Here is a 25,696-nt window from a genome sequence, read left to right as displayed (position 1 = left end):
GGCGCGACGACAACGACCATAACGGCTAGTGGACGGGCGACGACGGCTGCCGGCACGACAGGAACGGCTTCTGGGACCACAACGGACAGCGGCACGATAACAACAAGAACGACAACAACCGGAGCCACCGCCCAATCCGCTGGTAGCCAGGACAGTGAGGACGCCCGGTTGAGGGACCGGGGCACCTGAAAAGCCCGGGCGGCGGAGACAAATGCCTGCGCCGCCCCGACTATGCCCAGCCCCACTTCGGGCGTCCGCGCAGTTCTTAAGCGTTTCTTAAACGGCACGGGAAAGACTTGAACTAGACGCGCGACCGCGCGCCGCTGCCCCGAGCCGGAGGTTTCGATGACTGGACCCGCCCCTGTCGACCGCACTGCACCACACCAGGTTCCCGCCGGGCGCCCTGTTGCCCGGGAACGGTTCTGGGCCCTCCCCCAGGCCCGACACTGGCTGCTCGTGGGTGTCCTGCTCTGCGCGGCCGTCATCGCGCTGGGCCTGGCGGTGCAACTGATCCCCGGCGAAGCCCGGACCGAGCTCGGCGTGGACCAGGACCTCAGCCAGCACCACGCCGCCGCCCTGACCGCCGTCGCGATGGCAATCAACTTCGTTTTCGGCCCCGTGGCGGGACTCGCACTGGTCGGCGTCGCCGCCCTCTACATCTGGCTGGTACGCCGTGACCTGATCAAGGCCGTCGGCTTCGGCCTCGTGGCGTGCTCCGGCTGGGTGGCCAGCGAAGCCTTCAAACTCATCATCGCCCGGCAACGGCCCAACCCGGCGCTGCTCTTCGATCCCCTCGCCCCGGAGACCGGCTCCAACAGCTTCCCCAGCGGCCACGTTTCGTTCGCCGTCGCGCTGGCTTTCGCACTCTATTTCCTCGCCCGCGGCACCCGCTGGTCCAAGCTCATCGCCGTCGCCGGCATCGCCATGGCCCTGATCGTGGCGTGGTCCAGGGTCTATGTCGGGGTCCACTACCCCACCGACGTGGCGGCCTCGTTCCTGGCCGCAAGCGCAGCCGTGGTCCTGGTCGCCGGGCTGTGGAACCGCTTCGCTCCCTCCATCGTGGACCGCCTCCCGGCTGCCGTCTTCCTCCACTCACGCCAACGCTAAGGACGTAACCGTGCACAGCATCTATCTCTCGGGACTGGTTCCGGCCCTGACCGCCGCGGCCGGATCTCCTTCCCTGCTGGACCCGGCAAGCCTGCTCGCTGGGCTCGGTCCGGCGGCCCTTGGCGTGATCGCGGTGATGGTGTTCATCGAATCCGGCGTGCTCTTTCCGTTCCTGCCCGGCGATTCCTTGCTTTTCACCGCCGGGCTGCTGCACCAGCAGCTGCAGCTGGCGCTGCCGGTGCTGATCGGTGTGGTCACCGCAGCCGCCGTCGCCGGCGACCAGGTCGGTTACATGCTGGGCCGCGCCTTTGGACGGCGCTGGTTTAAGGACGACGCGAAGGTGTTGAAGACGTCCCACCTGACCACCACGGAGGACTTCTTCCGCCGCCACGGCGGCGCCGCCGTCGTGCTGGCCCGTTTCGTTCCCATCGTCAGGACTTTTGCGCCGCTGACTGCCGGCATCGGCCGCTACGGATACAAGGCCTTTACGCTCTGGAACTTCGTCGGAGCCCTGGCGTGGGCGACCTCCGTGACGCTGCTGGGCACCTGGCTGGGACAGTACGAGATCATTGCCAAGAACATCGACGTGATCGCCGTGGTGATGGTCCTGGTCTCCGTCCTGCCGTGGGGTGTGCAGTTCCTCAAGCAACGACGCCGGAACCGCCGTGCCGGCGCCGGCGCCCCGGCAGCGGCCCCGCACGGCAGCAACGAAACTACGCCCGACACGGCCGACGGCGTGCTGGCCGGGGAAATGGCCGCGAAAGAATAGGCCGCATGACAATCGCTGACCGCCCGCGCCTGCTGCTCGTCGAAGACGATCCGGTCCTTGGCCCACTGATCGCCGAGCTGCTCGAGCCGGACTACCGGGTCGTCCTGGCCGCCAACGGCCAGGACGGTCTGCACCTGGGCCTGACGGAGCCGTGGGACGTGATGGTCATCGACCGCGGGTTGCCCGTCATGGACGGGATCGCCCTGATCACGGCCCTGCGGTCGAAGGGCATTTCCGTGCCGATCCTGATCCTGACCGCGCTGGGCGACCCCAGCGAAAAAGTCCGGGGCCTGGACGCCGGCGCCAATGACTACGTGACCAAGCCGTTCGACGCCGGCGAACTCGCCGCCAGGCTGCGCGCCCTGACCCGCACGTTCACCCAGCCCGCCGGGACGGTGAGCATCGGCGACTGGGAGCTCGATCCGGCGTCGCGCTCGGTCCGGTCGGTCTACGGCAGCCTGGTCTCGCTCACGGCGAAAGAGTCCGAAGTGCTCGCCGCGCTCGCAGCCGAACCCGGGCGGGTCTTCAGCCGGGACGAGCTGCTGGCCGGTTTCTTCCACCCCACAGATCAGCCCGGGGTGATCGACACCTACGTCCACCACCTGCGCCGGAAGATCGCCAAATCTGTCATCCGCACCGTCCACGGCGTCGGTTACCAGATTGGCGACGCCCGTGACTAACGCACTGAACAGGAAAGCAAAGGCTTGGGGACGCGAATGACCAAGGCAACACTGCCGGGCGGCGCCCCGGACCAATCCACCCTGCGCAAGGCCTCACTCAAAGTGGCCGTCCGCATCAGCGTCGCGTGCGCCGTCATGGTGCTCGGCCTCCTCGCCGTCGCGGCCCTGTATCTGATGAACAAGCTGGCCCACCCGGACCTGCCGCCCTCGGCGTCTGCGGGTACCACTTACGCCTACCTTGATTCCAAAGACCTGCTGGAGGCGATGATCATAGCCGGGGTGGCGGGCATCGCCCTGGCCGGCCTTGTCGGCTGGCTCAGTGCCCGCAGCGCCATCCGTCCGCTGGGCGAGGCCCTCGCCCGCCAGCGCCGGTTTGTCCAGGACGCCAGCCACGAACTCCGCACGCCGCTGGCCATCCTGGATACCCGGATCCAGCTCGCGCAGCGCGACGCCGCCCCGGACTCGGCGCCGGGCCGGGCACTGCTAAGAATCCGTGAGGACACGGCCACGCTGACCGGAATCGTCAACGAACTGCTGCTGGCAGCCACCGCGGTCGCCCCCGATCCCGCAGCCGAGGCGGTGGATCTGGCCGACGTCGCGGCCTCCGTCGCGGATAGCCTGCAGCAACTGGCCGCCGCCAAGGAAGTCCGGCTGGAGTTCACCGCAGACGGCCGGCCCCGGGCCAGGATCGAACCGAACGCACTGCGGCGGGCAGTTCTGGCACTGGCGGACAATGCCCTGGCCCATACCCCGCCCGGCGGCCGTGTCACGATTTCCACGGCTGCGCGGCAGCATCAGGCGGTCATCACGGTGGCCGACACAGGGGCCGGGATCACCGGCGTCGACCAGGACCGGATCTTCGACCGCTTTGTCAGGACCCCCAGCCCTGACGGTGCACGCGGACAGCGGAGCTTCGGCATCGGACTGTCCCTGGTCCGCGAGATCTCCATGGCAGCCGGCGGCACCGTGGAAGTGGCCCGGACCGGCGCGGACGGGACCGTCATGAGGATCCTGCTGCCGGCAGCCGGATCCTGACACCGCAAACGCGGCGCCGGCAAAGGGTCAGTTGGCTTCCGCACCCTGGGGCCTGGCCCGGTCCGGGTCCAGGACCGGCGCAGTGGCGGGCTCCACATTTGTCCTGGCCAGGAGCGCCGCCACCACCTCGGCGACTAGGTCTTCCTTCTCGCGCTTCTTCGCGTCCTCCAACTGTGCGACTTCAACCCGGGCCGCCTGCCAGGCGGACCAGTGACCGGAGACGAGGGCCCAAAGCGACAGCGCCGAGACGTAGACGACGGAGTCCAGCCAGCCCATCATCAGCGAAATGGGGATCATCAGGATCCAGATAACCGCCAGCCACCCGTTGACGCGCCGCATAAAGACGGGGTCTCCCTGAACCATCGCCCACAGGCTCTTTACCGGCCCCACGCATTCTCCTCATGTCGGTGGCGGGACAATTCCTGCCGTCGGGGACATTAGCCGCGGAATCTGTGAAGAAGCTGAAGGCGGACGGGCGCTCTGGCCCAAGTGCCCGGGCGTTAGGGCCCGGACGGGACTAGTCTCATTCCATGGCGAAAGACTCCAGGAAAACTGATCCGACGGCATCCGTCATCTGGCTGCCCGAACCGGAGGAACACGATTACCCGGCCGCGGAGCGTTATCTCGCCCTGCTCACCGACGCAGTCTGCGCCGCTGCCACCGTGCAGGCGATGCGCAACCTGCCGGTCACCCAACAGTTGGCGAAGGACATCTTGCGCGCCTGCGGGTTGCCGCTGCTGACAAAGGACAACCCGCACGTCGCGTCGGACCTTGCCAAAATAGCGGCCGGCAAAAAGCTCTCTCCGGTGCTGATGGTCCGCGGCGACCTCCATGACGGCATCGCAGCCCAAATCGCCGACGGGTACCACCGGGTCTGCGCTTCCTACCTCACCGACGAGAACACACCCATCCCCGTCAAGCTGGCTCCCGTGGCAGCCAGGGGACCTGCCGGGGCCGGCGCAGGGTGACCTTCCTGTCCCTGGCGCTGATTGCCGTCGTCGCGCTGGCGGGGCCGCTGCTCGCACTGCCGGTCCGCTGGCGCCTACCGGTGGTCCTGGGCGAATTGCTGGCAGGCATCGTGATCGGCCGGACGGGGTTAGGACTAGTCGATCCGGCTGACCCCACCTTCAGCCTGCTGGCGAATATCGGCTTCGCCCTGATGATGTTCGTGGCCGGAAGCCATGTGCCGGTACGCGATCCCCAGATCCGCTCAGCCCTCGGCAGAGGCTCGGGCCGGGCCGCAGTTGCGGCCATCGCGGCGGTGGTCATCGGTACCGGCCTGGGGCTGGCGTTTGGCACCGGGCACGCTCCGCTCTACGTGGTGCTGCTGGCCTCCTCATCCGCCGCACTGGTCCTCCCAATCGTTGACTCCCTGCGCCTGGGCGGCCCGCAGGTGGTGGCCATGACGGCCCAGGTGGCCCTCGCCGACATCGCCTGCATTGTCGCCCTGCCGCTGGCCGTGGACCCACCGAACGCCGGGCGCGCCGCCCTCGGAGCGCTCACGGTGGGAGCATGCGCCGTGGCGCTCTTCTTCGCGCTGCGGGCGCTGGAGCGCAGCGGCACCCGCCAGCGCCTGCACCGGCTCTCGGAGGACCGCAAATTCGCCCTCGAACTGCGCATCCAACTGGTTCTCCTCTTCGCGTTGGCCGGAGTCGCCGGCATCGGCCACGTCTCGGTGATGCTGGCCGGATTCTCCTTCGGGCTGGCGGTGGCCGCCGTCGGCGAACCGAGGCGCCTGGCACGCCAGCTCTTCGCCGTCAGCGACGGTTTCCTGGGCCCGATCTTCTTCGTGTGGCTGGGCGCCTCCTTGAATCTGCGCGACCTTGCCGGGCACCCGGACATGATCGTCTTGGGCTTGTCCTTGGGGGTCGGGACGGTGCTGCTCCACGCCGGCTTGCGGGCCTTTGGACTCCCCCTGCCGCTGGGTGTCATCTCGGCCGCCCAGCTGGGGGTCCCCGTGGCCGCGGCCAGCATCGGCACCCAGTTGCACGTGCTGCAGCCCGGGGAGGATGCGGCACTGCTCCTCGGTGCCTTGGTCACCATAGCCGCGAGTGCCGCCGCCGGCTCGAGGGCCGCCAAATCCTTCGCCGAGCCGGCAGATGCCAGCGACGCCAAGCACTGAAGAGATTCCCCACGTCAGCCGCCTGGCCGGGAGGGCGTGGTGGCCGCCGTTGGCCGGTCCGGACCGGTTTTTCCCACGGTACCCAACGCCGTGCGCTCCTATCGGAGGGAATTCGGTCTCCTGTAACCCGGACGGCGCGGCGGCATTAGCCGCGGAGCGGTATGACCTCCACGTGCCCGCCGGGGCCGGCAATGACCAGTACACGCCCGGCGCTTACCCCGGTGAGGGCAACGGCCAACTGGCCGCCGGGATCTCCCGACGGCAGGCCGGACGCGGGCACGGCACCCGCTGGCAGGGGCACGCCGACGTCGGCCCTGCTCCAGACGGTGACCCCCGCCCCGGTCAGCTCTTCAATGGACCGGCGCAGCGGCTCGGGATCTGAGCCCGCCACCAGGATGACGTGGCCTATCGTCCGCTTCGGGCCCGGTCCCGCTGCCGCCTGGCGTGTTCTGTCCTGCTGCCAGACAGCGAAGTGGTACCCGGCTGCCAGACCGGTGGCCACCAGCAGCCCCATCGGTGCGCGGATTCGGTCCACCAGGCTGCCGCCGGTGACCTCGGCCAGCAAGAATTCGAACAACCGGTAGCCGACCACCAGCAGTGCCACCAGTGCCACCACGGCGCTGAGGCCAAATACCGCGATGAGATAGACCCGCCGGCCTGCCCCTGCGGCAGGCCGGCGATGCTGTTCTGCGGGCCGCCACGCAAGCCACCAGATGAGGCCGCCTACGGCGAGGGAACTGATGCCGCCCAGAAGCAGGGTCCGGGCATTGCCACCCGCGAGCGGCGACACCGCGATGGACAGGGCAGCGTTGACGATGACGCCGATGCCGCTGGCCGCCGCTGCCAGGGCCACGCCGGACGTCACCAGCATCCCCGCCTGCCGGGTCCGCTGCGCGCGGACCACCGCCGCGGCCCGGTAATACCGCCACACCAGCGCGCCGACGGCGGCCGCGGCGACGGCAACGCCAAGCGGCTCGAGCAGTGCCGGCAGCGAATCCTGCCGGTCAAACACCAGTCGCAGCAGCACAAAGAGGGCGGTGCCGGCGCCGCCCAGGGCGAGCAATCCGGGAGCCAGCACTCCGACAACGATCAGCCCGACGTCCGCGAACCCGTCCCGCAGCCGGCGCGCACCGCCCCGCACCCAGTGTCCCCACCAGACCGCGGCTCCCCCGGCCGCCCAGACCAGGTCCCGGAGGACCGGCCGCCACCAGGGGTTATCGGTCGGGGTGAGTTCCATGGGCCCGCGGAGGGCGACGTCGAACAGTCCACCCAGGGCCAGTACCGCAGCGCCCGCGCCGAGGGCCAGACCGAAGTAGGTGCCGAGCACGGCCGGCACGGTGGCGAGCTCGATCGGACCCCGGGCCGGATGGCGCCACATCCAGTGGTGCCATACCCAGACCAGCGCCCAGACCAGCCCGACGGACAGGGCTGAGCGCCACTCCGGATTGTTCTCCGCGATGACGGAGGCGGCCATGGCCAGCAGGGACGTGGCAGAGATGACGAGGGACATCGTGTAAACCGCGGCGACGTAGAGACCCCAGGAGGGGGCTGCCCGCTCCGCGTCCTCGTCCAGCCGCCGCCATACGAGCCACCACAGCAGCGCCGCGAGCGGGCCGCCGACCAGGGTGAACGCCAACGACAGCGCCAGTCCAGCAACGCTGTCGCCGGCCAGCACCTGGCCGGAGCGCAGCAGCCGTTCCAGCAGGCCGCTGAGCCCGTTGGCGGCAATCACGACGAGGGCGAACAGCAACACGATGACCACTAGCCGGCGGAGCTTCGCCTGGACGGGCACCACCGCGGGCCCGCCAGCCACCCTCGTGGCGCTCACTTCTTCAACGTCCCGCCGACGCAGGTCTGGAGGCTGTAGGGCAGATCGTTGATCAACCACCTGCCAGCGGTCTTCACGAGGGCGATGGTGGCCTCTTCGGCGTATTCTGAGGGGCCGAACGGGCCGTCCGGCGCTGAGTGCACTACTGAGACCTTCACCGTGGCGGTGTCGCCCCGCTCGGTCGTCGCGATCAGGACCACGCGGCTGGCCTGGGCGCTGCCGTAGAAGCTGGCACAGCGGGATCGGGCACTGTCCGATAGATAGGTATCCGCCGCGGCGGGGTCGGCGTCGATGACGGCTTTGCTGTAGCGCTGCACCACTCCGGCGGGGGACGATGCGTCCAGCGGCTGCGGTTCCCCACGGAGGAAGACCACCGCCAGGGCGACAACCACCAGAACCGCAATGGCGGCCACAATGGCCAGGAGGACACGGTCCGGCTGCCGCCCCGGGACGGGCTCTGGCCCGCTTGACGTCTCTGGAGCCGCCGCGGGCGGTCCCGGCTCCTGCGGCGCTTGGCTCATGCCGTCAGTATGGGGCGGCCGCGCGGGCGGGTCATGGTGTCTTTAGGCCCTTTCTGCGCTGCCGCGCGTCGACGACGCTGGGAGCTGACACTACTCTCGGACAATGGGGATCATGCGGAAAATCATCGGCCCGGCGCTGGCGGGCGCGTTGCTGCTGCTCATCGGCCTGACGGGCATCCTGCTGGGCTCCGCCCCGGCGGCGCTCGCCGTCCCGCCCGCCGACGTCGTGGTGGAGGACCGGGCGGGCGTGCTGGACCGCAACACGCTGCTGCCCGCCGTGCAGAAGATCGAGTTTTACCAGCCCACCAAGGTGGCCGTCTACACCTACAACGGCAACGCGGCCGACAATCTCAACGAGGAGGTGCTGCGCTTTGCCCGCGCTGAGCACCCGGACTGGATCAGCGCGGACGGGCAAAAGTGGGCGGACGGCCTCTTCATCTTTGCGCTTGACCCGGTCGGCCGGCATGTCGGGACGTACATGGGCGAGGACCGGAAAGTGTCCCCCGCGCAACGCGACGACATCCAAAACGCCACCAAGGACCTGCTGCGCGACGCCCAGTGGACCGACGGGACCATCGCCGGAATCAGGCGCGGCGCCGAGCTGATCAACCAGCCCTGGTACCGCTCCACCGCGTTCCTCGCCACCGCATGGAGCACCCTGGGAGCGGCGGCGGCCGGCGCCGGTACGTGGCTTCTCGTGCGCTGGCGTACCCGGGTGGGCAGCCGCCGGGAGATCGCCCGCGCAGACGCGCACTATTCCAGCGTAAGCATGGACCTGCAGGTGACCGAACTGAACGCCAGCACCATCCCGGAGTCCTCCCGTTACGGCAGCACGGTGCTGGAAAAGTACCGCACGTTCCTCACCAGCTACAACACGGCCACCGGGCTCTCCAACCAGGTACATGCCCTGACAAAGCGCCAGCTGGGCCGCAGGGCCAACTTGCTGCTGGCCCGGCAGTACGCGGACGCGACTGCCCAACTGGACGCGCTGGACGATGTCATCTCGGACACGAACGCCCTGCTCAACCGGGCCTCCAGTTGGGCGCCGGCGTGGGACCGGCAGCTCGCACCGTTCCGCAGCGACCTGGCCGGTATCGAAGGCATGCTTGGCAAGAGCCATGGCGAGGGCGATTCCGCGACAGCTGCGGCCCTCCGGTCCTTCCGGGATGGCAGCCAGCGGGAGCTTGAACGCTGGACTGCCGAACTATCCGAGCGCAGCATCAGCCCCGAAACCGCGCTGGACCGGTTGCGGGACGCCAGGACGGAGCTCTCCGAGCTGCTTAAGAGCCACGCGGACACCGTGATTGCCGGCTTCGCCCGGAACGACCGCGAGGCCAAGCTCATGCGCGAGGAGATGGACCAGGCCCAGGCCGGGACCGGCAAGAAGCACCGGCCCAGCTACGAGCCAAGCATTCTAGGAACGGTTTATCCGTCCTACTATTTCTTCTCGGTCCCCACTTTCAACAGCGGCTTCAACACCGGCGTCAGCAGCGTCAGCAGTGCCCGGGGCGGCGGCACCACGGGTTATGGCGGTAGCGGCGGCAGCTTCTCCGGCGCCGGAAGCTCGTCCGGCTTCTGAGAAAAACAGGTCGACAACCGGTGTCCAAGCGACGATTCCTGGCACGCTTCAGCTTCGAACCCGGGTGGCGCTGGTCCGAATGCATCAAGCCGGCAGCCAACACCGATACCTGTAGGAGTCGCCGGCGGTGATGTCGAGGCGGCCGCCGTCGCTCGTCTCGACGCATAGCTGGCCGCAGACGCGGAAACCGACGTGGCTGTTCTGGCGCCTCAGGCGGCGAGAGCTTGACGCCTGAACCGCAGCTCGCGCTGTGCGCCCCGCAGCGGCGAGCCGCCGAACGGCAGGTCCTCGAGGCGGATGGCGCCTGCAGCGGCGACGGCGATCCGGTTGGCGCTTGCCGCTGCCCGCGGCGGCAGCCCCAGCGTGTCCGCGAACTCAGCCCAGTGCCTGGCCTTCAGGTTTTTGGTCTTGCCGGAAACCGGCAGGGCCAGAGTCTCGTCGCCATAAAGCAGGGTGCACGGCACGTCGTACACGGGAGCCATGACAAATCCGGCGGCCCCGCCCAGGATGGCGAGGTTCTTGGCGTGGAGGTCGCCGTTTCCGCTCAGCCAGGCGAAGACGAATTGGAGATACAGGTTGCGGCTGGCGACCAGCGGAGCCTTACACAGCCCGGCCAGCGCGGTGGCCACCGCTTCGGAGGCCAACCCGTACTTGGAGGCCGGCGGCAGACCCAGGACTTGGGTGCCGTCCTCAAGCGGCAGCCGGAGCCACCTCCCGTCGGCCGACTTGATACGGTCGAACCGCTCCACCAGCAGCCCCGGCAGGCCGTGACTGTCCTTAATAACGGAGCTCTTTGCGACGGGGATCTTGAGCCCCCTCGCGCCGATCAGATGGGCTGCCTCGTTTTCCACCAGATGGGGATGTTCCGCTGGGTCCAGCTTCAGCAGGTAGCGGTGACCGCGCAGGGCCAGCGGCGTCGTCAGCATGGAGGCGCTGGTCTTGCGCTGCACCCCCGGGATGCCGTGCAGGTCGACGGTGTTGGCAAGTAGAGAAAAATCCAGCTCCTCCGGCCGCGAGGTGTCTGCCAGCGCCGCCGGATCGACGGGCAACTCTCCCGCAGGAACTACCTGGACGTCGCCCGGCACATCAGCCCCGACGGCGAGCAGCAGCGTCAATTCGTCGTCAAAACTGGTTTTCGTGGCGTTCTTCAACACGGTAAGCCGGTGCCCCTCGGGAAGGAGCCCGGCAAAGAAGGCCGGCAGGGCGCCCGCGGGGGCTTCCACCGCCACTTCGGATCCCGGCAGGGATACCGCAACCGCAGGGTACCCGCCCGCAAGATAGTCGGACCGGTACGAAAACCGCACCCCGCCGTCGGTGGTGCGGGCCAGGGAACCGGCCAGGTGTCCGTTCTTGTAGACGTCGGCGGACCTGACGAACCTCAGTTCCTGCAGTTCGGCAGCCATCAGATCACCGCGAGCCGCAGGCCGAGCACGTTGGCCACGGCCGCGACCGCACGCAATGAGGGGTTGCCGGTCCCGGTCTCGATGGCGCGGACGGTGCGCTCCGAGGTGGCGGCCAGCAACGCCAAATCCTCCTGGGTAAGCCCGGCAGCCTTGCGGCTTCGGCGGATCCCCTCGGCAATACTTGCCACGTCGGCCACGGCACTCCCCCTTCGAACGTATGCCACCTATGCGGGTGACGGTCCGGCAACATTCTGCCGATTTGGACCCCAATATCCTTCCATAATGCATGACGAGCATCCAATCGGCAAGATGTTGCCGATCATGCATTCACGGAGCAGCCCAGTCAACCGCATCGGCAAAACCGGCAGTATGCTGCCGAAACCCGGGTGCCCACGCACCCCTTCCGGCGGCGGCCACCCGACGCGTAGGCTCTGGGCCATGCGGAAGATCATCCTCGCCCTGCAGGTGTCCCTCGACGGCTACGTGGAGGGACCCGACCGGGACATCGGCTGGCACATGGTCGACGAGGAACTCCACAGCCATTTCAACGAACACCTCCGCACCATGGGCGCGTTCCTCAGTGGCCGCGTTTCCCATGAGCTGATGGCCAGCTTCTGGCCGACGGCGGACCAGGATCCGGCCTGCCCGCCGACGATGGCCGAGTTCGCCGGTATCTGGCGGGAGATGCCCAAGGTCGTCTATTCAAGCACGCTTGAGGCAACCGACTGGAACACCACTGTGGTGCGCGACGTCATCGCCGAGGACATCCTGGAAATGAAGGCACAGCCGGGCGGCGATTTGGCCCTGGGCGGGGCTGATCTTGCCGACACCTTCCGGCGCCTCGGGCTGATCGATGAGTACTGGATCTACGTCCACCCGGTGTTGATAGGGCGCGGGACACCCTTGTTCAAGCCCGCGGACAGCAAGACGCCGCTCACGCTCGTTCAAACCCGGGCGTTTGGCAATGGCGTTGTCTTGTTGCGGTACTCCAGCCCGCCAAAGGCCGGTGGCCGGCCGTCATAACGACAGCCGGCCACCGGCCCTTCAATGCAGTGCGCTGCGCCTCGGCGCGTACGCCCAGGCACCTACGCCTTGGTGCTTAGGCGCGGACGAACGTCACGCCGCCGGTGGCAGTCAGCCAGGACAGCGGGTGGACGATGGTCTGGTTGGTTCCGTTCATGCCGCCGCTGACGACCTGGCCGTTGCCGGCGTAGATGCCGACGTGGCCGGACTGAACCACCATGTCTCCGGGCTCCGGGGTCGCAACTACCGTCCCCTGGCTCAGGAACTGCTGCGGACCGAGGTCACCCACCGGGTGGCCGGCGGCGCCGAGAGCCTTCTCCACCATGGCGGTGCAGTCCTGGATAATGCCGATCTGGGCGTACGCGGAGGCGAGCATTGCGGCATTGACGCCGCCGGCTGCCGCCGGAGCCGGCGCCGGGGCCGCTGCGGCCTGCACGGTGATCTTCGGTGCGGCCGGGGCCTGCACTGCGGCCGGCGCGGCGGCGGCCGGGGCTGCGACCGCCGGAGCTGCGGCGGGCTGCTCGATCACGGGGGCCGGCGAAGTAGCAACGGCGGAGCGATCAAAGCTGATCTGCACGGAGGAATCAGCCGTGACCGGCGTCGAGACCTTGCTGGCGACGTCAACGGAGGATGCGGGGGCGGCGTCGCGCTGAACCGGTGCGACGGCGGCGTTGGCCGCCATGCCGCTTGTGAGGACGAGTCCGGAGGCTGCAAAGATTACTGCGGCCTGGCGGCCGACGGTACCTGACTTGATGGAAAATGCTGAGGACCGCCCGGCGGTGGCGTCGGAGCGATGGCGCGCAGCAGTAGTGCTTGAGAACATGTTTGTAGCCTCTCCCAATGCCTACGAGGTGAGCTGTCGGATTCGGATGGGAGGCACCCGGCCGCGGGCCCGTCAGAACGGGCGCTGTGCGGCTTCACCCCAAGACCTGCCGGAAATGCAGGTCAAATGTGGTTTCCCCGTCTCTGCCAGAAAGGTTGCATTCGGATCCCGGGCCGCGGCAGAGTTAGGCAATCGGCTGGGGAGCGCCCGTATCGGATACAAACAGGCACCCATCAACGGTAACGGAGTCGGGCGGCAATGTCACATTCAGGTAACGAGAGCGTGTCGTGGCGCCGAAAAACCCTAGGCCGCCGGTAGCTGCCGCGCTTAGGATAAAGCACGTGAGCGCCCGCCGAGTGGAGGCCCTGCTATGAACAGCCCCTGTGTTGCCATCTGCCAGTTGAGCGATCAGCCGCAGGAAGACTTTGACGTCAACACGGAACTGCTGGTTCTTGAGGGAAAAGAAATCCACGTGGCCACCTGGGACGCCGAACCACGCGACGGCGGCTTCGACATCCACGTCCTGAACGACCGTGTGGATTCGCTCGGTTTCATGGTGTTGACCGGGTGGCAGTTCCTCGACGGCAAGGCGTACGCCGTGGTGGAACGCCGGCCGGGCAACTAACTGGCCTACCTCCCGGGCACTTCACCGCTGAGAGTCGCGATCGCCTCGCGCACCAGTCCGGCCGAGCGGCGCAGCCACGGGTCCGGGTCCCGAAACCACCGGTCCAGGACGAGTTCGGAACGGGTCCGGCGGGCGCCGTCGAGGCGCGCTATGAGCGGCCCGACGACGTCGACCGCCAGGGGATCCGCCAACTCACGGACGCCGGCACTGCGCAGAAAGCCCTCGATCCGGGTCAGGTCCGAGTTGTCCAGCACGGGCGTGCAGGACTGCAGCAGCACGACGCCGGCGAGGCGCCGTTCGAACACGGGAACCGCCCATAATTCGGAGCTGAGCGCGGTCAGGTCGTCGTGGCCCAGGTTCCGGTAGCGGCGCAGTGCGTCCCGGACCGCGCCGCGGACGGCGCCCACAGAGGCGCCGTAGCACTTCAGCTCCGGGCCGAACCGGGCCTGCGCTTCCTCGGCCCGCTGCCACGTGCTTTCCCGCTGCAGCGCCCCGTCAATGAAGTCGCCGGCATCGCTCATGGGTCCATTCTGTCGTGTCGGTGCGGCTGGCGCGTCAGGGCAGGGGCCGTCCCGGTCAACCCGGGCCGGTGAACTTTCCCCGCGCAATGCTCTCAGCGGAGTGGGCCGGATTCCCGTCGTAGGGCTCATTGGAAATGTCGAGCACCGGATAGTCGGCCAGGTTGACGCCGCCGGGGATGACAAAGGCTCCCGAGCCCTCCCCCAGGACCCCCAGGCTGACCATCTTGGACAGATCCGCGGATCCCACCCAGACCTCGCGGAAACCGGTGAGCTTCTCCTCGGGAAGGCTGACGACCAGCTGTCGGGTTCCGTCGGGGAGCTTCTCCACGACCGCGCTGCCGCTAGCGGAGTGCCCCGCAAGCGGAGCCAGGGTGGCTTCGGCGACCACCGCCGCTGTTGGCGGGGGTGTTGGCGCTGCCACTGGGGGGACGGCGGGACCAAGGAGTGTCAGCGCCGTCCAGGCCCCGGCGGCGCCAATCGCTACCCCCGCCGCCAGGCCCAGGATCCAGGAAGGCCGGCGCGGACCGCGTTTGCGGATCTGCGGCGGGCGGCGTTGCCGGGCGGGGGTGGCGGGCCGCTTCGGGCCGGGGTTGAGCGGCTTCGGGGCAACATGCTCCTCCGTGCGCGCAGTCCCCGCGTCGGAACGCCCCGCGATGTCGACGCCCGGGCCGAGGAGAGGATCTTCAGCCAGGGCCGGAGAGAGCCCCAGCGTCCGGTGGATTGCGGCCCAATTGTGGCTGCCGGGCGCCTCCAGGGGCACCTGTTCCGGATTGACCGTCGCTGCGAATACGGTGCTCCGCAGCGCGCTGAGCATGGCCCCGCACTCCCCGCAGCTCTCCAGATGGGCCAACTCTTCCTCGGTGGCGGGCCGTTCCCCAAGGGCCAACAGGCCCAAGAGATCATCGTCAAGATGATCCATGTTCCACCTCCAACCGGGACCGCAGCCGCGCAAGACTGCGGCGGATATGGCTCTTGACCGTGCCGAGCGGCAGATTGAGCCGGGACGAGATCTGGTCGTGGGTCAGATCCTCGTAGAACGCCAACCGCATGATGGCCGTCTGGGGGTTTCCCAGACGCTCGAGTTCATCTTCCAGTGTCAGGCGGTCCGCGAGCGCGTCGGCGTCCGGCCGGCCCGTGCTGTCAGCGGGGTGGTCGACCAGGTACAGGGCGGCCTGTTCAACATCCCGTCGGCGGGAGCGGGCGGACAAGGCGTCGAAAATGGCATTCCGGGTGATTCCGATCAGCCACGCCGGCAAGCGTGCCGCTTCGGGGCGGTAACTGGTTCGCGACTTCCAAGCTCGGATGAAGACCTCCTGGGTGACGTCGTCGGCAGCACCATGCTCGCGCAACGCCCTCAGCGCCAGTGTATGGACGAGAGGCCCGAGCATCCGGTAGGCCTCGGCGAGCGCACGCTCCTGCCCGGCGGCGAAGGCATGGTCAATGTCAACGTTCCATTCACGATCGGCAGCCTCCATCGGGTGCTCCTTCGAGCGGGAAATGGGACCCGTGGAACGTCATTATTCCTCGGCGCCGGCAGCCCTGCAATGGTCGAGAGGCTGGGAAGGCAACTGGCGGGGCCGCGATCACCGCGGCCCCGCCAGCCGGTCGGCGCCCACCCGGTGGCAGGGCCCGTTCCTATCAGTCGTCGTGCCCTGACAGCTTCACCACCTGCACGGCGACTCCGAGGTTGTGGTCGGCCAGGCTGCCCCAGGCATACACGATGGTGTTCTTCCCCGCGGTGACCGGAACGTCCGCCGGCCCGATCAGTGCGTCGCTGCTGCCGGCCGCCGCCACCGAGGCGGAAATGGTACCCGCCTTGAGCGTGAGCTTCTCCTGGCCGGGGTTTTCAAGGCCCTCGATCACGGCGGTTCCGCCGGCGAGGACGTCGACGGCGGGTGCCGCGGCGACGTGCCGCACCGTCAGCCTGCCTTGGCCGTCTCCGACCGCGGACGTGTCGTTCTTGAAGAGTGTGGCCGTGGGCTCACCGTCAGCCGTCAGGTGCGCCACGGCTGTGTAGTCCCGGCCCGCTTTCAGATCCACGTCCACGGGCCCGATCACAGGATTGTCAGCACTCGTGGCGTCCGCCCCTGTGATGGCAATCTCGTGATCTCCAGCCTGGACGTCCAAGGGACCGGCCAGGCTTCCCGGCTTAAAATTGTCCAGCGTCAGCTTTCCATCGACCCAGACGTCCACGGTGAGTCCGGGGACGCCGTGTAACACGGAGAGTTTCGCTGTGTCGTGCTCGTGGCGTTGTTCGCTTGCCTGCGCCGGGGCTGCAAAAGCAAGCCCGGCCAACAGGGTTAGTGCTCCGGCGGCTGCAGAAAAAGACTTATGCATCTCGAACTCCTCATTGAGGCCCGGATACGGGCGTTTTTGGCTTACACCCTTACTACCGGCCGGGGGCGCCATCCGGATGCAGTCGAGAACAATAATTTTCCGGCCGCCGCGGCCGGCCCCCGGTCCCCGTGCGACCTAACCCGGGCTGGGTTTTGCGGAGAAAGGTCACGATCGCGTAACGTTGGCGGCTGGCCCTGAGGGCTGGCCCGCATGCAGGGCCCCGGACGCCCCGCCGCGGGGCCCGCCGCGGGCCCGGTCGCCTTGTCGCGCCACCCGCACGAATTCAATATCCCGGAAGGGTCACTTGTTCAAGAAAATTGCCATCACCGCCTCCCTCGGTGCCTTATCCCTGACCGGATGCAGCGCCGCATCCACAGCCGGTACCGCAGCACCGCCCGGAGCAACCGGCCCGACGCCGTCGTCCGCCGCCTCCGGGTCAACCTCCGCCACGCCCACCGCGGGTACCCCGGGCACTGCAGGGACCCCGGGCACCGCAGGGACCCCGGGCACCTCAGCGGCAGCAGCCCCGACCGCTTCCACCGCCGCGCCGGTGGCCGCGCACGCACCGGCCCCGCAAGCATCGACGGCGGCGACCGGGACATCGACGACGGCGGCTCCCGCGGCACCGCCTGCACCTGCGGTACCGGCAGGCGACGGGACCCAGGCCGCCGCCGCCTTTGGCTGGGGCGCCGTGGTGGCGGGCGACGAATTCTCCTATTCAGGCGCGCCGGACATCAGCAAGTGGGCCGCCTTCGACGGCCCGGGTCGAGCCGGCAAGGGCTTTCGCAGCGCCCAGGCATGGTCCGTGTCCAACGGCGTGGCGACGGTCAAGGGCGACGCGGCCGGGATCACGGGCGGCATGTCGGCAAAGTTTGGACAGCAGAAGTACGGACGCTGGGAGACCCGCATGAAGACGAACGCCCGCGACGCCGACTACCACCCGGTGCTGCAGCTGTGGCCGAACAACAACACCTCACCGAACTGCGCCGAGGTCGACTTCGCCGAGGGCAGCTCGGACACCGCTGCCATGAGCTTCTACCTTCACTACGAATGCAGCGGCGGAGACGTCCAGGCCACTGCGGCCACCCCGATCGACACGACACAGTGGCACAACTACGCGGTGGAGTGGGCCCCGGCCGGCATCACCGGCTACATCGACGGGGTAAAGACATTCACCGACTCGAATCCGGCACACCAGCCAACCGTCGGCATGCACCAGACCCTGCAGCTCGACTGGTTCCCCGACGGCACCGGCACCAGCCCGTCGCAGATGGACATCGATTGGGTCCGCGTCTACCAATAGGATGACGGCGTAGGAGGACTGCGTAGGAGGACTGCGTCCGCGCGCCTGCCCGACTGGGCCCTTGTTCGCTGTTCGTGGCCCGGTGCAATGCAATGCTCATGGTGATCGGAAGCAAAGGGATGATCCAGAATGGCAGATGACGGCCCGGAAGTAGAAGAAGTCGACCTGCTCGTGGTCGGCGGCGGCAAGGCGGGAAAGACCCTTGCCATGGACCTGGCCAAGGCCGGCCAGAAGGTCGCGATGATTGAGCGTGCCATGATCGGCGGCACCTGCATCAATGTCGCCTGCATTCCGACCAAGACCCTGATCAACAGCGGGCGGGTGCTGCAGACCATCCGCCGGGCCGCCGAGTTCGGCGTTGCCGGGGCCGATGACGCACAGGTGGACCTCAAGCTGCTGCGTCACCGAAAGGAAGACGTGGTGGAGACGATGGTTAAGGGCCAGCTCTCCTCCTTCACCGGGTCCGGCATGGACTTCATCCTTGGCGAGGCGACGTTCGTGGGTCCCCGGACCGTCGTTGTGGCTCTCAACGACGGCGGCAGCCGGACCCTGCGCGGCACCGACGTCGTCCTCAACCTCGGCACCGAACCGCTCCTGCCGCCCATCGACGGCCTCGCCCAGGCCAAGGTGCAGACCAGCAATTCGCTGCTGCGCCTCGAGTCGCTGCCCGAGAGCATCATCGTCCTCGGCGGCGGCTACGTGGGCTGTGAGTTCGCCGATCTGCTCAACACGCTCGGCGTCAAGGTGACCATCGTCCAGGGCGGACCCCAACTCCTGGCCCGTGAGGACGAGGATATTTCCGGCGCAATCAGCCAGCGCTTCGTGGATGCGGGCATCACCGTCCAGCTGGGGGCGAGGGCGGACAAGGTCACCCGGGCCGCGGACGGGACGGTCACAGTGACGCTGGCGTCCGGCGACAGCGTGGCTGCCGCAGACATCCTGGTCGCCGTCGGGCGCCGGCCCATGACCGGCGGCATCAATCTCGAAGGTGCCGGCGTGGAGCTTGACGAGCGCGGCTACGTCAAGGTTGATGACCAGCTCCGGACCACCGCCGCGGGAGTGTGGGCGGCAGGCGACGTGGCCGGCACACCCCAGTTCACGCATGCCTCCTACGATGACTACCGGGTGCTGAAGACCAACCTGGCGGCCGCCAACGGCGAGGGAGCGCCGCGCAGTACCAGCGGACGGCTAATCCCGTACTGTGTTTTCACCACCCCGGAGCTCGGTCGCGTCGGCCTCACCGAGCAGCAGGCCAGGGATGCGGGCCACAACGTGCGCATCGCAAGGATGCCGGTCACGGCCATTCCGCGTGCCCGCACCGTGGGGCATCTGGACGGTGTCTGGAAAGCCGTGATCGACCGGGACACCAACAAGATCCTGGGCGCGGCACTGCTGGGCGCCGAGGCCAGCGAAGCCATCGCGGTGGTCCAAATGGCGATGCTCGCGGGCATGGAGTACACGGCAGTGCGCGACGCCATCCTCACCCACCCCACCATCGCCGAAGGCCTCACCCTGCTGTTCACCCCCGCCTACCTGGCGGACTGACCCGCTGCCGCGGCGGGCTGCCGGCCGGGCCAAAATCCTCTGGTCCCGGCGGCTCCCGGCCCGGAGAATGGGCGCAGCACATCCACCGACGGCAGGGAGTCCAGTGGTGCGTACAGGTGCTGAAACAACCCGAAACCTTGGCGGTCCGCACTCGCGGCGGCGGCGCTGGCTCGTGGCTTTGGCCGCCGGCGTGCTGGCCGTCGCCGGCTGCACGCCGGGCCCACCCCCGCCGGCTCCTTCCAGTTCCCCGCCGGGTGCCCGCGCCACCGCGAGCGCGGCCGTGCCGGCAGCCGGGAAGGTGTTTTCCGATGAAGAACTGATGGCCCTGATGGACCGGGCGATCAACAGCGCCGAGAAAGGCACCGGGAGGGTCGCGAAAACCGGGGACCTGCGGGCCCGGCTTCAGGACCGCCCGAACTCCGCGACGCTTCCCGCCGTTGAACCGGCCGAATGCGGCGCCTTCCGGCCCCGCAGTTCGCCCACCGGGCCGGCCGACCTCGACATGAATTTCGCCGCCGGGGTGCTGACCCTGACCGGTGAGTGGTCGCGCGACTCGGTGGCCTTTGTTCTGGCCCGAAGCGGGCCCAGGGATGATGTGTTGGCCGCGGACTTTGCCTACACCGAAGAGCAATCCAGCAGATGCTCCACCTTTGTGCAGGCCGGGCAGCCGGATGCGTCGCCGTCCACGGTCCTGTTGTTCGCTGTGCCGGCCGTGGGTGAGAAGGCCTACGCCACTGTGGTGCTCCCGCAGGAGACTCCGGGCACTCCTCACGCGGGATCCACGGTTGCCCTCCAGGCCTTGCTGGGTAACGTCTCGTTCGGTCTGAGCCGGGAGGCTCCCCCGGGCACTTACGCTTCCGCCGACGAATATGCGATCGTCCTGCAGCCGCTGGTCCGGCTCGCAAAAAAGCTGGTCGCGGAGACGGCCGCAAGCCTGGCCCCCGGGACTGGCCCGTCGGCCGCCGGGACGAGCACGCACCCGTACGACCGACCAACTGCCCAGCCGCCCGCTTGACCGAAGCCCGCTTGCCCGCCTGCCCGACCCACCGAGGAACCCGACGACATGCCTGAGAACTCCACAACCCGCTCCCCCGCCGGCTCCGGCGCCATCCCCGGCCTCCGTTGGGGAATCCTGGGCACCGGCTACATTGCCGGGCTGCAGACCTCGGACCTGGTGGAGCACGGCTTCACCGTCCAGGCGGTGGGTTCCCGCCAGCGCGCTACCGCGCGGGAATTCGCCGCCAGGTTCCGGCTCCCAGCCTCCCACGGCAGCTACGAAGCGCTGGTGAATGACCCGGAAGTCGACGTCGTCTATATTGCCTCGCCGCATCCGTTCCACTACGAAAACACCCTGCTGGCCCTCAACGCCGGCAAGCACGCTTTGGTGGAGAAGCCGTTCGCCATGAACGCACGGCAGGCCCGGGACATGGCCGACCTCGCCAAGTCCAAAGGGCTCGTCGTCCTCGAGGCGATGTGGGCGCGCTACCTCCCGCACATGGTCCGGATCCGCGAGCTAATCAGGGCCGGTGACCTCGGCGAAGTACGCACCGTGATCGCGGACCACAACCAGAACCTCCCCAAGGATCCGGAGCACCGGCTCAATGACCCGGCGCTGGGCGGCGGAGCCCTCCTGGATCTCGGGATCTACCCCGTTTCCTTCGCCTTCGACGTGTTCGGGGCGCCCGTGCGGACCCAGGCCGCCGCCAGCAAGACGGCCACCGGCGTCGACCGTCAGACGGCAGTCATCTTTGAATACGCGGGCGGGCAACAGGCGGTGCTGCACTGCGCCCTTGATACCGCCGGGCCCAACCGGGCCGCTGTCCTCGGGACCGGAGGCAGGATCGAGATTGATCCGGTCTGGTACACCCCCACGGCCTTCACCCGCTACGACGACGCCGGAAGCGTCGTCGAGCGATTCGACCAGCCGGTCACCGGCCGCGGCATGCAGTACCAGGCGTGGGAAGTCGAGCGGCTGATTGCCGCCGGCGCCATCGCCAACGACATCCTGCCGCCCCAAGGCAGCGTCCAGGTGATGGAGGCCATGGACGCCGTCCGCGGCCAGATCGGCCTTGGCTACGCCAGCGACGCACGTCCCTGAGCCAGTCCCGGAGCGCCGGTGCAGCTTCCCCGTTCAAGCCGCCCGGCGGGAACGCGCCCTCAGGGTATGGAAAAGCAGTGCGATGAACACCACGAGGCAGATGACCCCGCCGATCGCGAGCGTCGCAGTGATTCCGATGCCGGTCGGGTGCAGGTCCGGCGCCATGTTTCCGGCCAGTACCGCACCCGAGGCAGCGGTGCCGAAGGAGCTTCCCACCGTCCGCAGCACCTGGTTAAAGCTCACGGAACTGCCCAGCTCTTCGGTGGCCACGCTGCGGGCGATCAACGCCGGCATGGCGGCATAGCTCGTGCCCATGCCGACGCCGAAGACCAGCATCCCGATCAGGATTTCCCCAAGTTCGGTGTGGGCAACCCAGAGCAGTATGGCGGCCGACGCCATGATGCCGGCGCCAATCGGCAGCAGCGTCGCCAGTTTGATCCGGCGCGACAGCCGGCGCACCAGGCGGTTCGCGCCGAAGCTTCCCACCGAGAGCGGGAACATCACGAAACCGGCCCAGAACACCGGCAGCGCGATGCCGTAGCCGGTCGACGCGGGCGCCTGGGCTACCAGGCTGGAAATGGAGAGACCGATGTACATCGCTGCGCCCAGCCCGACTGCCGTGCCGTTGGCCAGCAGCACTTCGCCATTCCGGAGGACCCGAAGGTTCACGAGCGGGTGCCGCGTCCGCAGTTCGGCCCGGACCCAGGCCACCAGGACACCCGCCGCGACGAGGAAGGCGCCGACGGTCCACGGTGAGCTCCACCCCCAGTTGGGCCCTTCGCTGACGCCCAGGAGCAGGGCGCCCAGGCCGAGTCCGAGCAGGCCCGCGCCGTTGTAATCGAAGGGCACTACGGGGGCCCGCTCATCGGGTCCGGCGGGTACAACGCGGAAGACGACGGCGATGGCAGTGACCACGAACACGGCGGCAAACCAGAAGGCGAACCGGAAGTCGAAGAGCCCCGCGATGATTCCGGTCAGCGGGTAGCCGATCCCGATCCCGGTGGACACCGTTACCGACAGGCTCGAGATGGAGAACTGCACCTTGTCTGCTGCGACGTAGCGGCGGGCGAGCGCGATGGTCACCGGAACGATCCCGTAGCTCAGGCCCTGCAGGGCCCGACCGATCAGGAACACCGTGAAGTTCGGCGCCGCGGCCGCGATGACGGATCCGAGGAGGATGATCGACAGCGCCCACAGCAGCAGCCGCTTCTTGTGCGGACCGTCGCTGAGCCGGCCCATGACGGGAGTCGCGATCGCGCCGACCAGAAGGTTGAGGGTGAGCATCCACTGTGCCGTACTGACCGACACGTCCATCTCCCGGGAGATGGTGGGCACCAGCAGCATGCCCAGGGAGCTGACGATCGCGGTGGAGAGCGCCGCGTACACCAGGGCCGGCACGGTGTTCGAGGGGCCCGCCGGTTCAGTCAACGGGGGCCTCCTTCCCAAGCTTTCGCAGGATCGGAATGACCGCTTCGAGCGTCGTCCGCTCCTCCGGGGTCAACTGCTCCGCGATGGCCCGGCCAAGCCAGCCGTGGCCGGCCGAGGATTCGAGGTCAAGCTTTTGCCTGCCGGCGTCGGTGATCTCGATCCAGCTTCGGCGCCGGTCCGCCGCGTCCGGCACGCGGACAACAAAGCCCAGCCGTTCCAGCTCGCGCGCGGCCAGCGAAATAGCCTGCGGGCTGACCTGGACGACGACGGCCAGCTCGGACGTCGTCGCGGGACCTTGTTCCGCGATGTGCCGGAGTACGCCCAGCTTCCCCGCCGAGATGGTTCGTTCGGTGTTCAGCCGCCGGAGCAGCGGTTGCAGGGCCTGGAAGAAGGAGCGCGCCGGGACCTGGCCTGGCAGCGGTTCATGCGTCATCCCCTAATTATACAAGCAACTTGATCAAGTTACTTGCGTACCTTGGACTGCGGAACTGGCGGTCGCTCGCTGAGAGCACGTGCGACGTCGTCCGCGCTGGGCGCCTGACCGCTTGCCCGAAGTCCGGTCACGACGCCCGCGGCGTCTTCGGCGGACCGGTTCTGGCTGAGTTTGGTCTTCGCTTCGATCCTGCTGATGAGCACCTCGACGCCGACGATGGCGCGCAGCTGGCCGGCGATGAAGCGTTCCGGAGCGTCATCGACGGACCACGGCCGCTCCGCTCCGGTCTCATGGAGGTCGGTCAGCCGGCGGACATGGCCGGCGAGCCAGGCCGGGTCGTCGTGGACCACCAGCGTGCCGTACACGTGCGCGGTGGAGTAATTCCAGGTCGGGACGACGCGGCCGTGCTCGGCCTTTGACGCGTACCAGGTGGGAGAAATGTAGGCGTCCGCCCCCTGCATGATGACCAGGGCCTCACCGAGTGCGGGTTCTGACCACTGCGTGTTGTTCCTGGCCAAATGGCCGTGCAGCGCACCGTGCTCACCAACCGAAGGATCGTAGCGGAGCGGCAGCAGGGTGGCGAGCATGCCCTGCGCGGTCATGGTGACAAGGTTGGCGGCCGCCGGCGCGGCGAGAAGCTCTCGGATGGCAACGGAGTCGGCCTGGAAGTGGGCTGGGATGTACATGGAACCTCCGCGGCGTGGCCTAGCAGGCTAGGCGCGGTCCTGCTGCAGGGCGTCGCGGATCTCGGTGAGCAAGGCAATCTGCGGGTCCTCGGCCGCGTCTTCCTTGACGTCCTGGTTGATGCCCAGGCGGCGGTTGCGGCGTTCGATCATGTGGTTCATCGGCATGACAATGACGAAGTAGATGGCGGCGGCCACCAGCAGGAAGTTGACGATCGCAGTGAGCAGGACACCGAACTTGATGTCGTTTCCGTTGAGGGTCACGACGGCGAAGCTGTCGAAGTTGGGCGACTGGAAGATCGCCGAAATCAACGGCATTAACACGCTTTGAACTAGGGCCGTGACCACGGCGCCGAAAGCGGCACCGATCACGACGGCGACGGCAAGGTCTACGACGTTGCCCTTCATGATGAAATTCTTGAATCCGGTCAACATAAATCTCAAGCTACCGCACGCTGATGGGCAGACGGTGGCGTCCGGGCAATATTTCGGGCGTGTCCGGGGCCACAATTTCGCCGCGGGTCTAAACTGAGTCTTGCCAGCTGCGCCCGGTTCGCTGAGGCGCCTTGACCTCAGAATGTGACCCCAGAGAGCGTGGTGCGTATGAGTAATTCCGACACAGTCCTGGCTTCCCTCGATACCGAACTCGGCTGGATCCGGGAAACGTACTCCCAGCTGCACCGTCATCCCGAACTCAGCCTTGAGGAGCATGAGACCTCGAAGCTCGTCGAGGACAGGCTCAGGGCCTTCGGCTATTCCGTGACCCGCGTCGGTGGCACCGGCGTCGTCGGCGTCCTCACCAACGGTCCAGGCCCCACGGTCTTGGCGCGCGCGGACATGGACGCGCTGCCTGTCACCGAGGCCACCGGGCTGGCCTACTCCTCCGAAGTCGAGGGGGTCATGCACGCGTGCGGACACGACGTCCACGTCAGTACGCTGCTGGGCGCCGCGAAGCTGATGGCGGACGGCCGCGGCGCATGGGCGGGGACCTACATTGCGCTGTTCCAGCCCGCGGAAGAGGTCGGAGCCGGGTCCAAAGCCATGGTCGAGGACGGTCTCGCCACCAAGGTGCCGCGGCCCGACGTCGCCCTTGCCCAGCACGTGATGCCCCTTCCGGCGGGGACGGTGGCCACCACGGCCGGGCCCGTCCTCTCGGCCGGAGACTCACTGAAGATCACGGTGCACGGCAAGGGCGCCCACGGCTCGATGCCGCACATGTCCGTGGACCCTGTGGTGCTTGCTTCCTCGATTGTGCTGCGGCTGCAGACGGTCGTGTCGCGGGAGACCAAGCCCGGCGACTTCGCGGTGGTCACGGTCGGGGCGCTCAACGCCGGGGCCAAATCCAACATCATCCCGGACCGCGCCACCCTGCTGCTGAACATCCGCACCTACGACAACGAAGTCCGGAGCACGGTGCTCGCGGCGATCGAACGGATCGTCAAGGGCGAATGCATCACGGCCGGGTCGCCGCAGGAGCCCGAGTTCGAGTATTACGACCAGTTCCCGCTGACCAGCAATGACGAGGCAGTCACGGACCACGTCACGGCAGCGTTCAAGGCCCACTTCGGGGCGGACGCGGTGCAGCCGGCCGGCAGGCAGACCGCTTCCGAGGACTTCAGCCGCATTCCGGACACCTTTGGCGTGCCGTATACCTTCTGGCTCCTGGGCGGCGTGGACCCGGCGGTGTACCAGGCCGCGGCAGCGAAGGGAACGGTGGCCCAGGACATCCCGGCCAACCACTCCCCCTTCTTTGCTCCGGTGATTGACCCGACCCTCTCGATGGGCGTCCAGTCGCACGTTGTCGCAGCATTGTCCTACCTTTCCTAGGAGGCG

Annotated in this window: 28 protein-coding genes and 1 riboswitch; of the genes, 14 read left to right on the top strand and 14 right to left on the bottom strand. The window is 68.1% G+C overall.

The features are described from left to right. The first annotated feature begins 345 nt into the window (after positions 1-345). The 4 genes from AC1DGI_RS15805 to AC1DGI_RS15790 are packed head-to-tail and all read left to right on the top strand — an operon-like array spanning position 346 to position 3,591. Complete coding sequence (locus AC1DGI_RS15805; RefSeq protein WP_476899508.1) at positions 346-1,107, top strand: phosphatase PAP2 family protein; 762 nt, start codon at positions 346-348, stop codon at positions 1,105-1,107. A gap of 10 nt (positions 1,108-1,117) precedes the next feature. Further along, positions 1,118-1,876: a VTT domain-containing protein gene (locus tag AC1DGI_RS15800; protein ID WP_476899507.1), complete on the top strand. Its 759-nt coding sequence runs from the start codon at positions 1,118-1,120 to the stop codon at positions 1,874-1,876. Positions 1,877-1,881: 5 nt separating this feature from the next. Beyond that, on the top strand, positions 1,882-2,556 hold the full coding sequence (locus AC1DGI_RS15795; protein WP_476899506.1) for a response regulator transcription factor: 675 nt from the start codon (positions 1,882-1,884) through the stop codon (positions 2,554-2,556). Between the two features lie 36 nt (positions 2,557-2,592). Continuing rightward, positions 2,593-3,591: a sensor histidine kinase gene (locus tag AC1DGI_RS15790; protein WP_441402617.1), complete on the top strand. Its 999-nt coding sequence runs from the start codon at positions 2,593-2,595 to the stop codon at positions 3,589-3,591. A 27-nt stretch (positions 3,592-3,618) separates the two neighbouring features. Here the strand turns inward: AC1DGI_RS15790 and AC1DGI_RS15785 are convergent, their stop codons facing one another. Beyond that, positions 3,619-3,981: a hypothetical protein gene (locus AC1DGI_RS15785; protein ID WP_476899505.1), complete on the bottom strand. Its 363-nt coding sequence runs from the start codon at positions 3,979-3,981 to the stop codon at positions 3,619-3,621. Positions 3,982-4,121: 140 nt separating this feature from the next. Here AC1DGI_RS15785 and AC1DGI_RS15780 point away from each other — a divergent pair, with 140 nt between their 5' ends. Then, entirely contained in the window at positions 4,122-4,559 is a 438-nt protein-coding gene (locus AC1DGI_RS15780; protein WP_441402615.1) for a hypothetical protein, read from the top strand. Beyond that, entirely contained in the window at positions 4,556-5,713 is a 1,158-nt protein-coding gene (locus tag AC1DGI_RS15775; protein ID WP_441402614.1) for a cation:proton antiporter, read from the top strand. The genes AC1DGI_RS15780 and AC1DGI_RS15775 overlap by 4 nt, the downstream gene beginning before the upstream one ends. A 145-nt stretch (positions 5,714-5,858) precedes the next feature. Here the strand turns inward: AC1DGI_RS15775 and AC1DGI_RS15770 are convergent, their stop codons facing one another. Together AC1DGI_RS15770 and AC1DGI_RS15765 are read right to left on the bottom strand one after the other, a co-directional pair. Continuing rightward, positions 5,859-7,541 (bottom strand): DUF5671 domain-containing protein, encoded by a 1,683-nt coding sequence (locus AC1DGI_RS15770; protein WP_476899504.1) that lies wholly within the window; start codon positions 7,539-7,541, stop codon positions 5,859-5,861. Further along, positions 7,538-8,062, bottom strand: a complete 525-nt coding sequence (locus tag AC1DGI_RS15765) for an LpqB family beta-propeller domain-containing protein (protein ID WP_476899503.1) — start codon at positions 8,060-8,062, stop codon at positions 7,538-7,540. The genes AC1DGI_RS15770 and AC1DGI_RS15765 overlap by 4 nt, the downstream gene beginning before the upstream one ends. A 112-nt stretch (positions 8,063-8,174) precedes the next feature. Here AC1DGI_RS15765 and AC1DGI_RS15760 point away from each other — a divergent pair, with 112 nt between their 5' ends. Then, positions 8,175-9,641, top strand: coding sequence for a DUF5129 domain-containing protein (locus tag AC1DGI_RS15760; protein WP_476899502.1), 1,467 nt, complete (start codon positions 8,175-8,177; stop codon positions 9,639-9,641). 209 nt (positions 9,642-9,850) lie between these two features. On the opposite strand, the gene AC1DGI_RS15755 is transcribed toward AC1DGI_RS15760, so the two are convergent. Both AC1DGI_RS15755 and AC1DGI_RS15750 read right to left on the bottom strand, forming a co-directional pair. Continuing rightward, entirely contained in the window at positions 9,851-11,044 is a 1,194-nt protein-coding gene (locus tag AC1DGI_RS15755; protein WP_476899501.1) for a type II toxin-antitoxin system HipA family toxin, read from the bottom strand. Further along, on the bottom strand, positions 11,044-11,241 hold the full coding sequence (locus AC1DGI_RS15750; protein ID WP_441403296.1) for a helix-turn-helix transcriptional regulator: 198 nt from the start codon (positions 11,239-11,241) through the stop codon (positions 11,044-11,046). The genes AC1DGI_RS15755 and AC1DGI_RS15750 overlap by 1 nt, the downstream gene beginning before the upstream one ends. A 241-nt stretch (positions 11,242-11,482) precedes the next feature. Between AC1DGI_RS15750 and AC1DGI_RS15745 the strand changes: the two genes are divergently transcribed. Further along, positions 11,483-12,067, top strand: a complete 585-nt coding sequence (locus AC1DGI_RS15745; protein ID WP_441403297.1) for a dihydrofolate reductase family protein — start codon at positions 11,483-11,485, stop codon at positions 12,065-12,067. 76 nt (positions 12,068-12,143) lie between these two features. Here the strand turns inward: AC1DGI_RS15745 and AC1DGI_RS15740 are convergent, their stop codons facing one another. Next, positions 12,144-12,890 carry an NlpC/P60 family protein gene (locus AC1DGI_RS15740; RefSeq protein ID WP_441403298.1) on the bottom strand — a complete coding sequence of 249 codons (747 nt, stop codon included), beginning with the start codon at positions 12,888-12,890 and terminating at the stop codon, positions 12,144-12,146. Positions 12,891-12,894: 4 nt separating this feature from the next. Then, a riboswitch (cyclic di-AMP (ydaO/yuaA leader) is annotated at positions 12,895-13,060 on the bottom strand. A gap of 200 nt (positions 13,061-13,260) precedes the next feature. Here AC1DGI_RS15740 and AC1DGI_RS15735 point away from each other — a divergent pair. Further along, on the top strand, positions 13,261-13,515 hold the full coding sequence (locus AC1DGI_RS15735) for a hypothetical protein (protein WP_441403738.1): 255 nt from the start codon (positions 13,261-13,263) through the stop codon (positions 13,513-13,515). Between the two features lie 5 nt (positions 13,516-13,520). Here AC1DGI_RS15735 and AC1DGI_RS15730 read toward each other — a convergent pair whose 3' ends face one another. The 4 genes from AC1DGI_RS15730 to AC1DGI_RS15715 form a co-directional block, all read right to left on the bottom strand. Continuing rightward, positions 13,521-14,036: a DNA alkylation repair protein gene (locus AC1DGI_RS15730; protein ID WP_476899500.1), complete on the bottom strand. Its 516-nt coding sequence runs from the start codon at positions 14,034-14,036 to the stop codon at positions 13,521-13,523. Positions 14,037-14,091: 55 nt separating this feature from the next. After that, positions 14,092-14,955, bottom strand: coding sequence for an anti-sigma factor (locus tag AC1DGI_RS15725; RefSeq protein ID WP_441399556.1), 864 nt, complete (start codon positions 14,953-14,955; stop codon positions 14,092-14,094). Beyond that, positions 14,942-15,511, bottom strand: a complete 570-nt coding sequence (locus AC1DGI_RS15720; protein WP_441399554.1) for an RNA polymerase sigma factor — start codon at positions 15,509-15,511, stop codon at positions 14,942-14,944. Before AC1DGI_RS15720 ends, AC1DGI_RS15725 begins: the two co-directional genes overlap by 14 nt. Before the next feature lie 163 nt (positions 15,512-15,674). Then, positions 15,675-16,373: a DUF4397 domain-containing protein gene (locus AC1DGI_RS15715; protein ID WP_441399552.1), complete on the bottom strand. Its 699-nt coding sequence runs from the start codon at positions 16,371-16,373 to the stop codon at positions 15,675-15,677. A gap of 304 nt (positions 16,374-16,677) precedes the next feature. Here AC1DGI_RS15715 and AC1DGI_RS15710 point away from each other — a divergent pair, with 304 nt between their 5' ends. From AC1DGI_RS15710 to AC1DGI_RS15695, 4 genes are all read left to right on the top strand, one after another. Beyond that, positions 16,678-17,676 (top strand): glycoside hydrolase family 16 protein, encoded by a 999-nt coding sequence (locus AC1DGI_RS15710; protein WP_441399550.1) that lies wholly within the window; start codon positions 16,678-16,680, stop codon positions 17,674-17,676. A 129-nt stretch (positions 17,677-17,805) separates the two neighbouring features. Beyond that, positions 17,806-19,221 (top strand): dihydrolipoyl dehydrogenase family protein, encoded by a 1,416-nt coding sequence (locus AC1DGI_RS15705; RefSeq protein ID WP_441399548.1) that lies wholly within the window; start codon positions 17,806-17,808, stop codon positions 19,219-19,221. A 106-nt stretch (positions 19,222-19,327) separates the two neighbouring features. Beyond that, positions 19,328-20,236 carry a hypothetical protein gene (locus tag AC1DGI_RS15700; RefSeq protein WP_476899499.1) on the top strand — a complete coding sequence of 303 codons (909 nt, stop codon included), beginning with the start codon at positions 19,328-19,330 and terminating at the stop codon, positions 20,234-20,236. A 48-nt stretch (positions 20,237-20,284) separates the two neighbouring features. Continuing rightward, complete coding sequence (locus tag AC1DGI_RS15695) at positions 20,285-21,319, top strand: Gfo/Idh/MocA family protein (RefSeq protein WP_476899498.1); 1,035 nt, start codon at positions 20,285-20,287, stop codon at positions 21,317-21,319. Between the two features lie 33 nt (positions 21,320-21,352). Here the strand turns inward: AC1DGI_RS15695 and AC1DGI_RS15690 are convergent, their stop codons facing one another. From AC1DGI_RS15690 to mscL, 4 genes are read right to left on the bottom strand one after another with little or no spacing between them, the layout of a single operon-like run. Further along, on the bottom strand, positions 21,353-22,747 hold the full coding sequence (locus AC1DGI_RS15690; protein ID WP_476899497.1) for an MFS transporter: 1,395 nt from the start codon (positions 22,745-22,747) through the stop codon (positions 21,353-21,355). Beyond that, positions 22,740-23,180, bottom strand: coding sequence for a MarR family winged helix-turn-helix transcriptional regulator (locus AC1DGI_RS15685; protein WP_441399541.1), 441 nt, complete (start codon positions 23,178-23,180; stop codon positions 22,740-22,742). Before AC1DGI_RS15685 ends, AC1DGI_RS15690 begins: the two co-directional genes overlap by 8 nt. Before the next feature lie 29 nt (positions 23,181-23,209). After that, positions 23,210-23,866 carry an FMN-binding negative transcriptional regulator gene (locus tag AC1DGI_RS15680; protein ID WP_441399539.1) on the bottom strand — a complete coding sequence of 219 codons (657 nt, stop codon included), beginning with the start codon at positions 23,864-23,866 and terminating at the stop codon, positions 23,210-23,212. A gap of 27 nt (positions 23,867-23,893) precedes the next feature. Then, positions 23,894-24,298, bottom strand: coding sequence for a large conductance mechanosensitive channel protein MscL (gene mscL, locus AC1DGI_RS15675; protein ID WP_441399538.1), 405 nt, complete (start codon positions 24,296-24,298; stop codon positions 23,894-23,896). Between the two features lie 168 nt (positions 24,299-24,466). Between mscL and AC1DGI_RS15670 the strand changes: the two genes are divergently transcribed. After that, on the top strand, positions 24,467-25,690 hold the full coding sequence (locus tag AC1DGI_RS15670) for an amidohydrolase (protein ID WP_441399536.1): 1,224 nt from the start codon (positions 24,467-24,469) through the stop codon (positions 25,688-25,690). Positions 25,691-25,696 lie beyond the last annotated feature (6 nt).

The sequence above is a fragment of the Arthrobacter sp. 05N428_2 genome (assembly GCF_056397065.1).
This window is presented reverse-complemented; position numbering and strand designations above follow the sequence as displayed.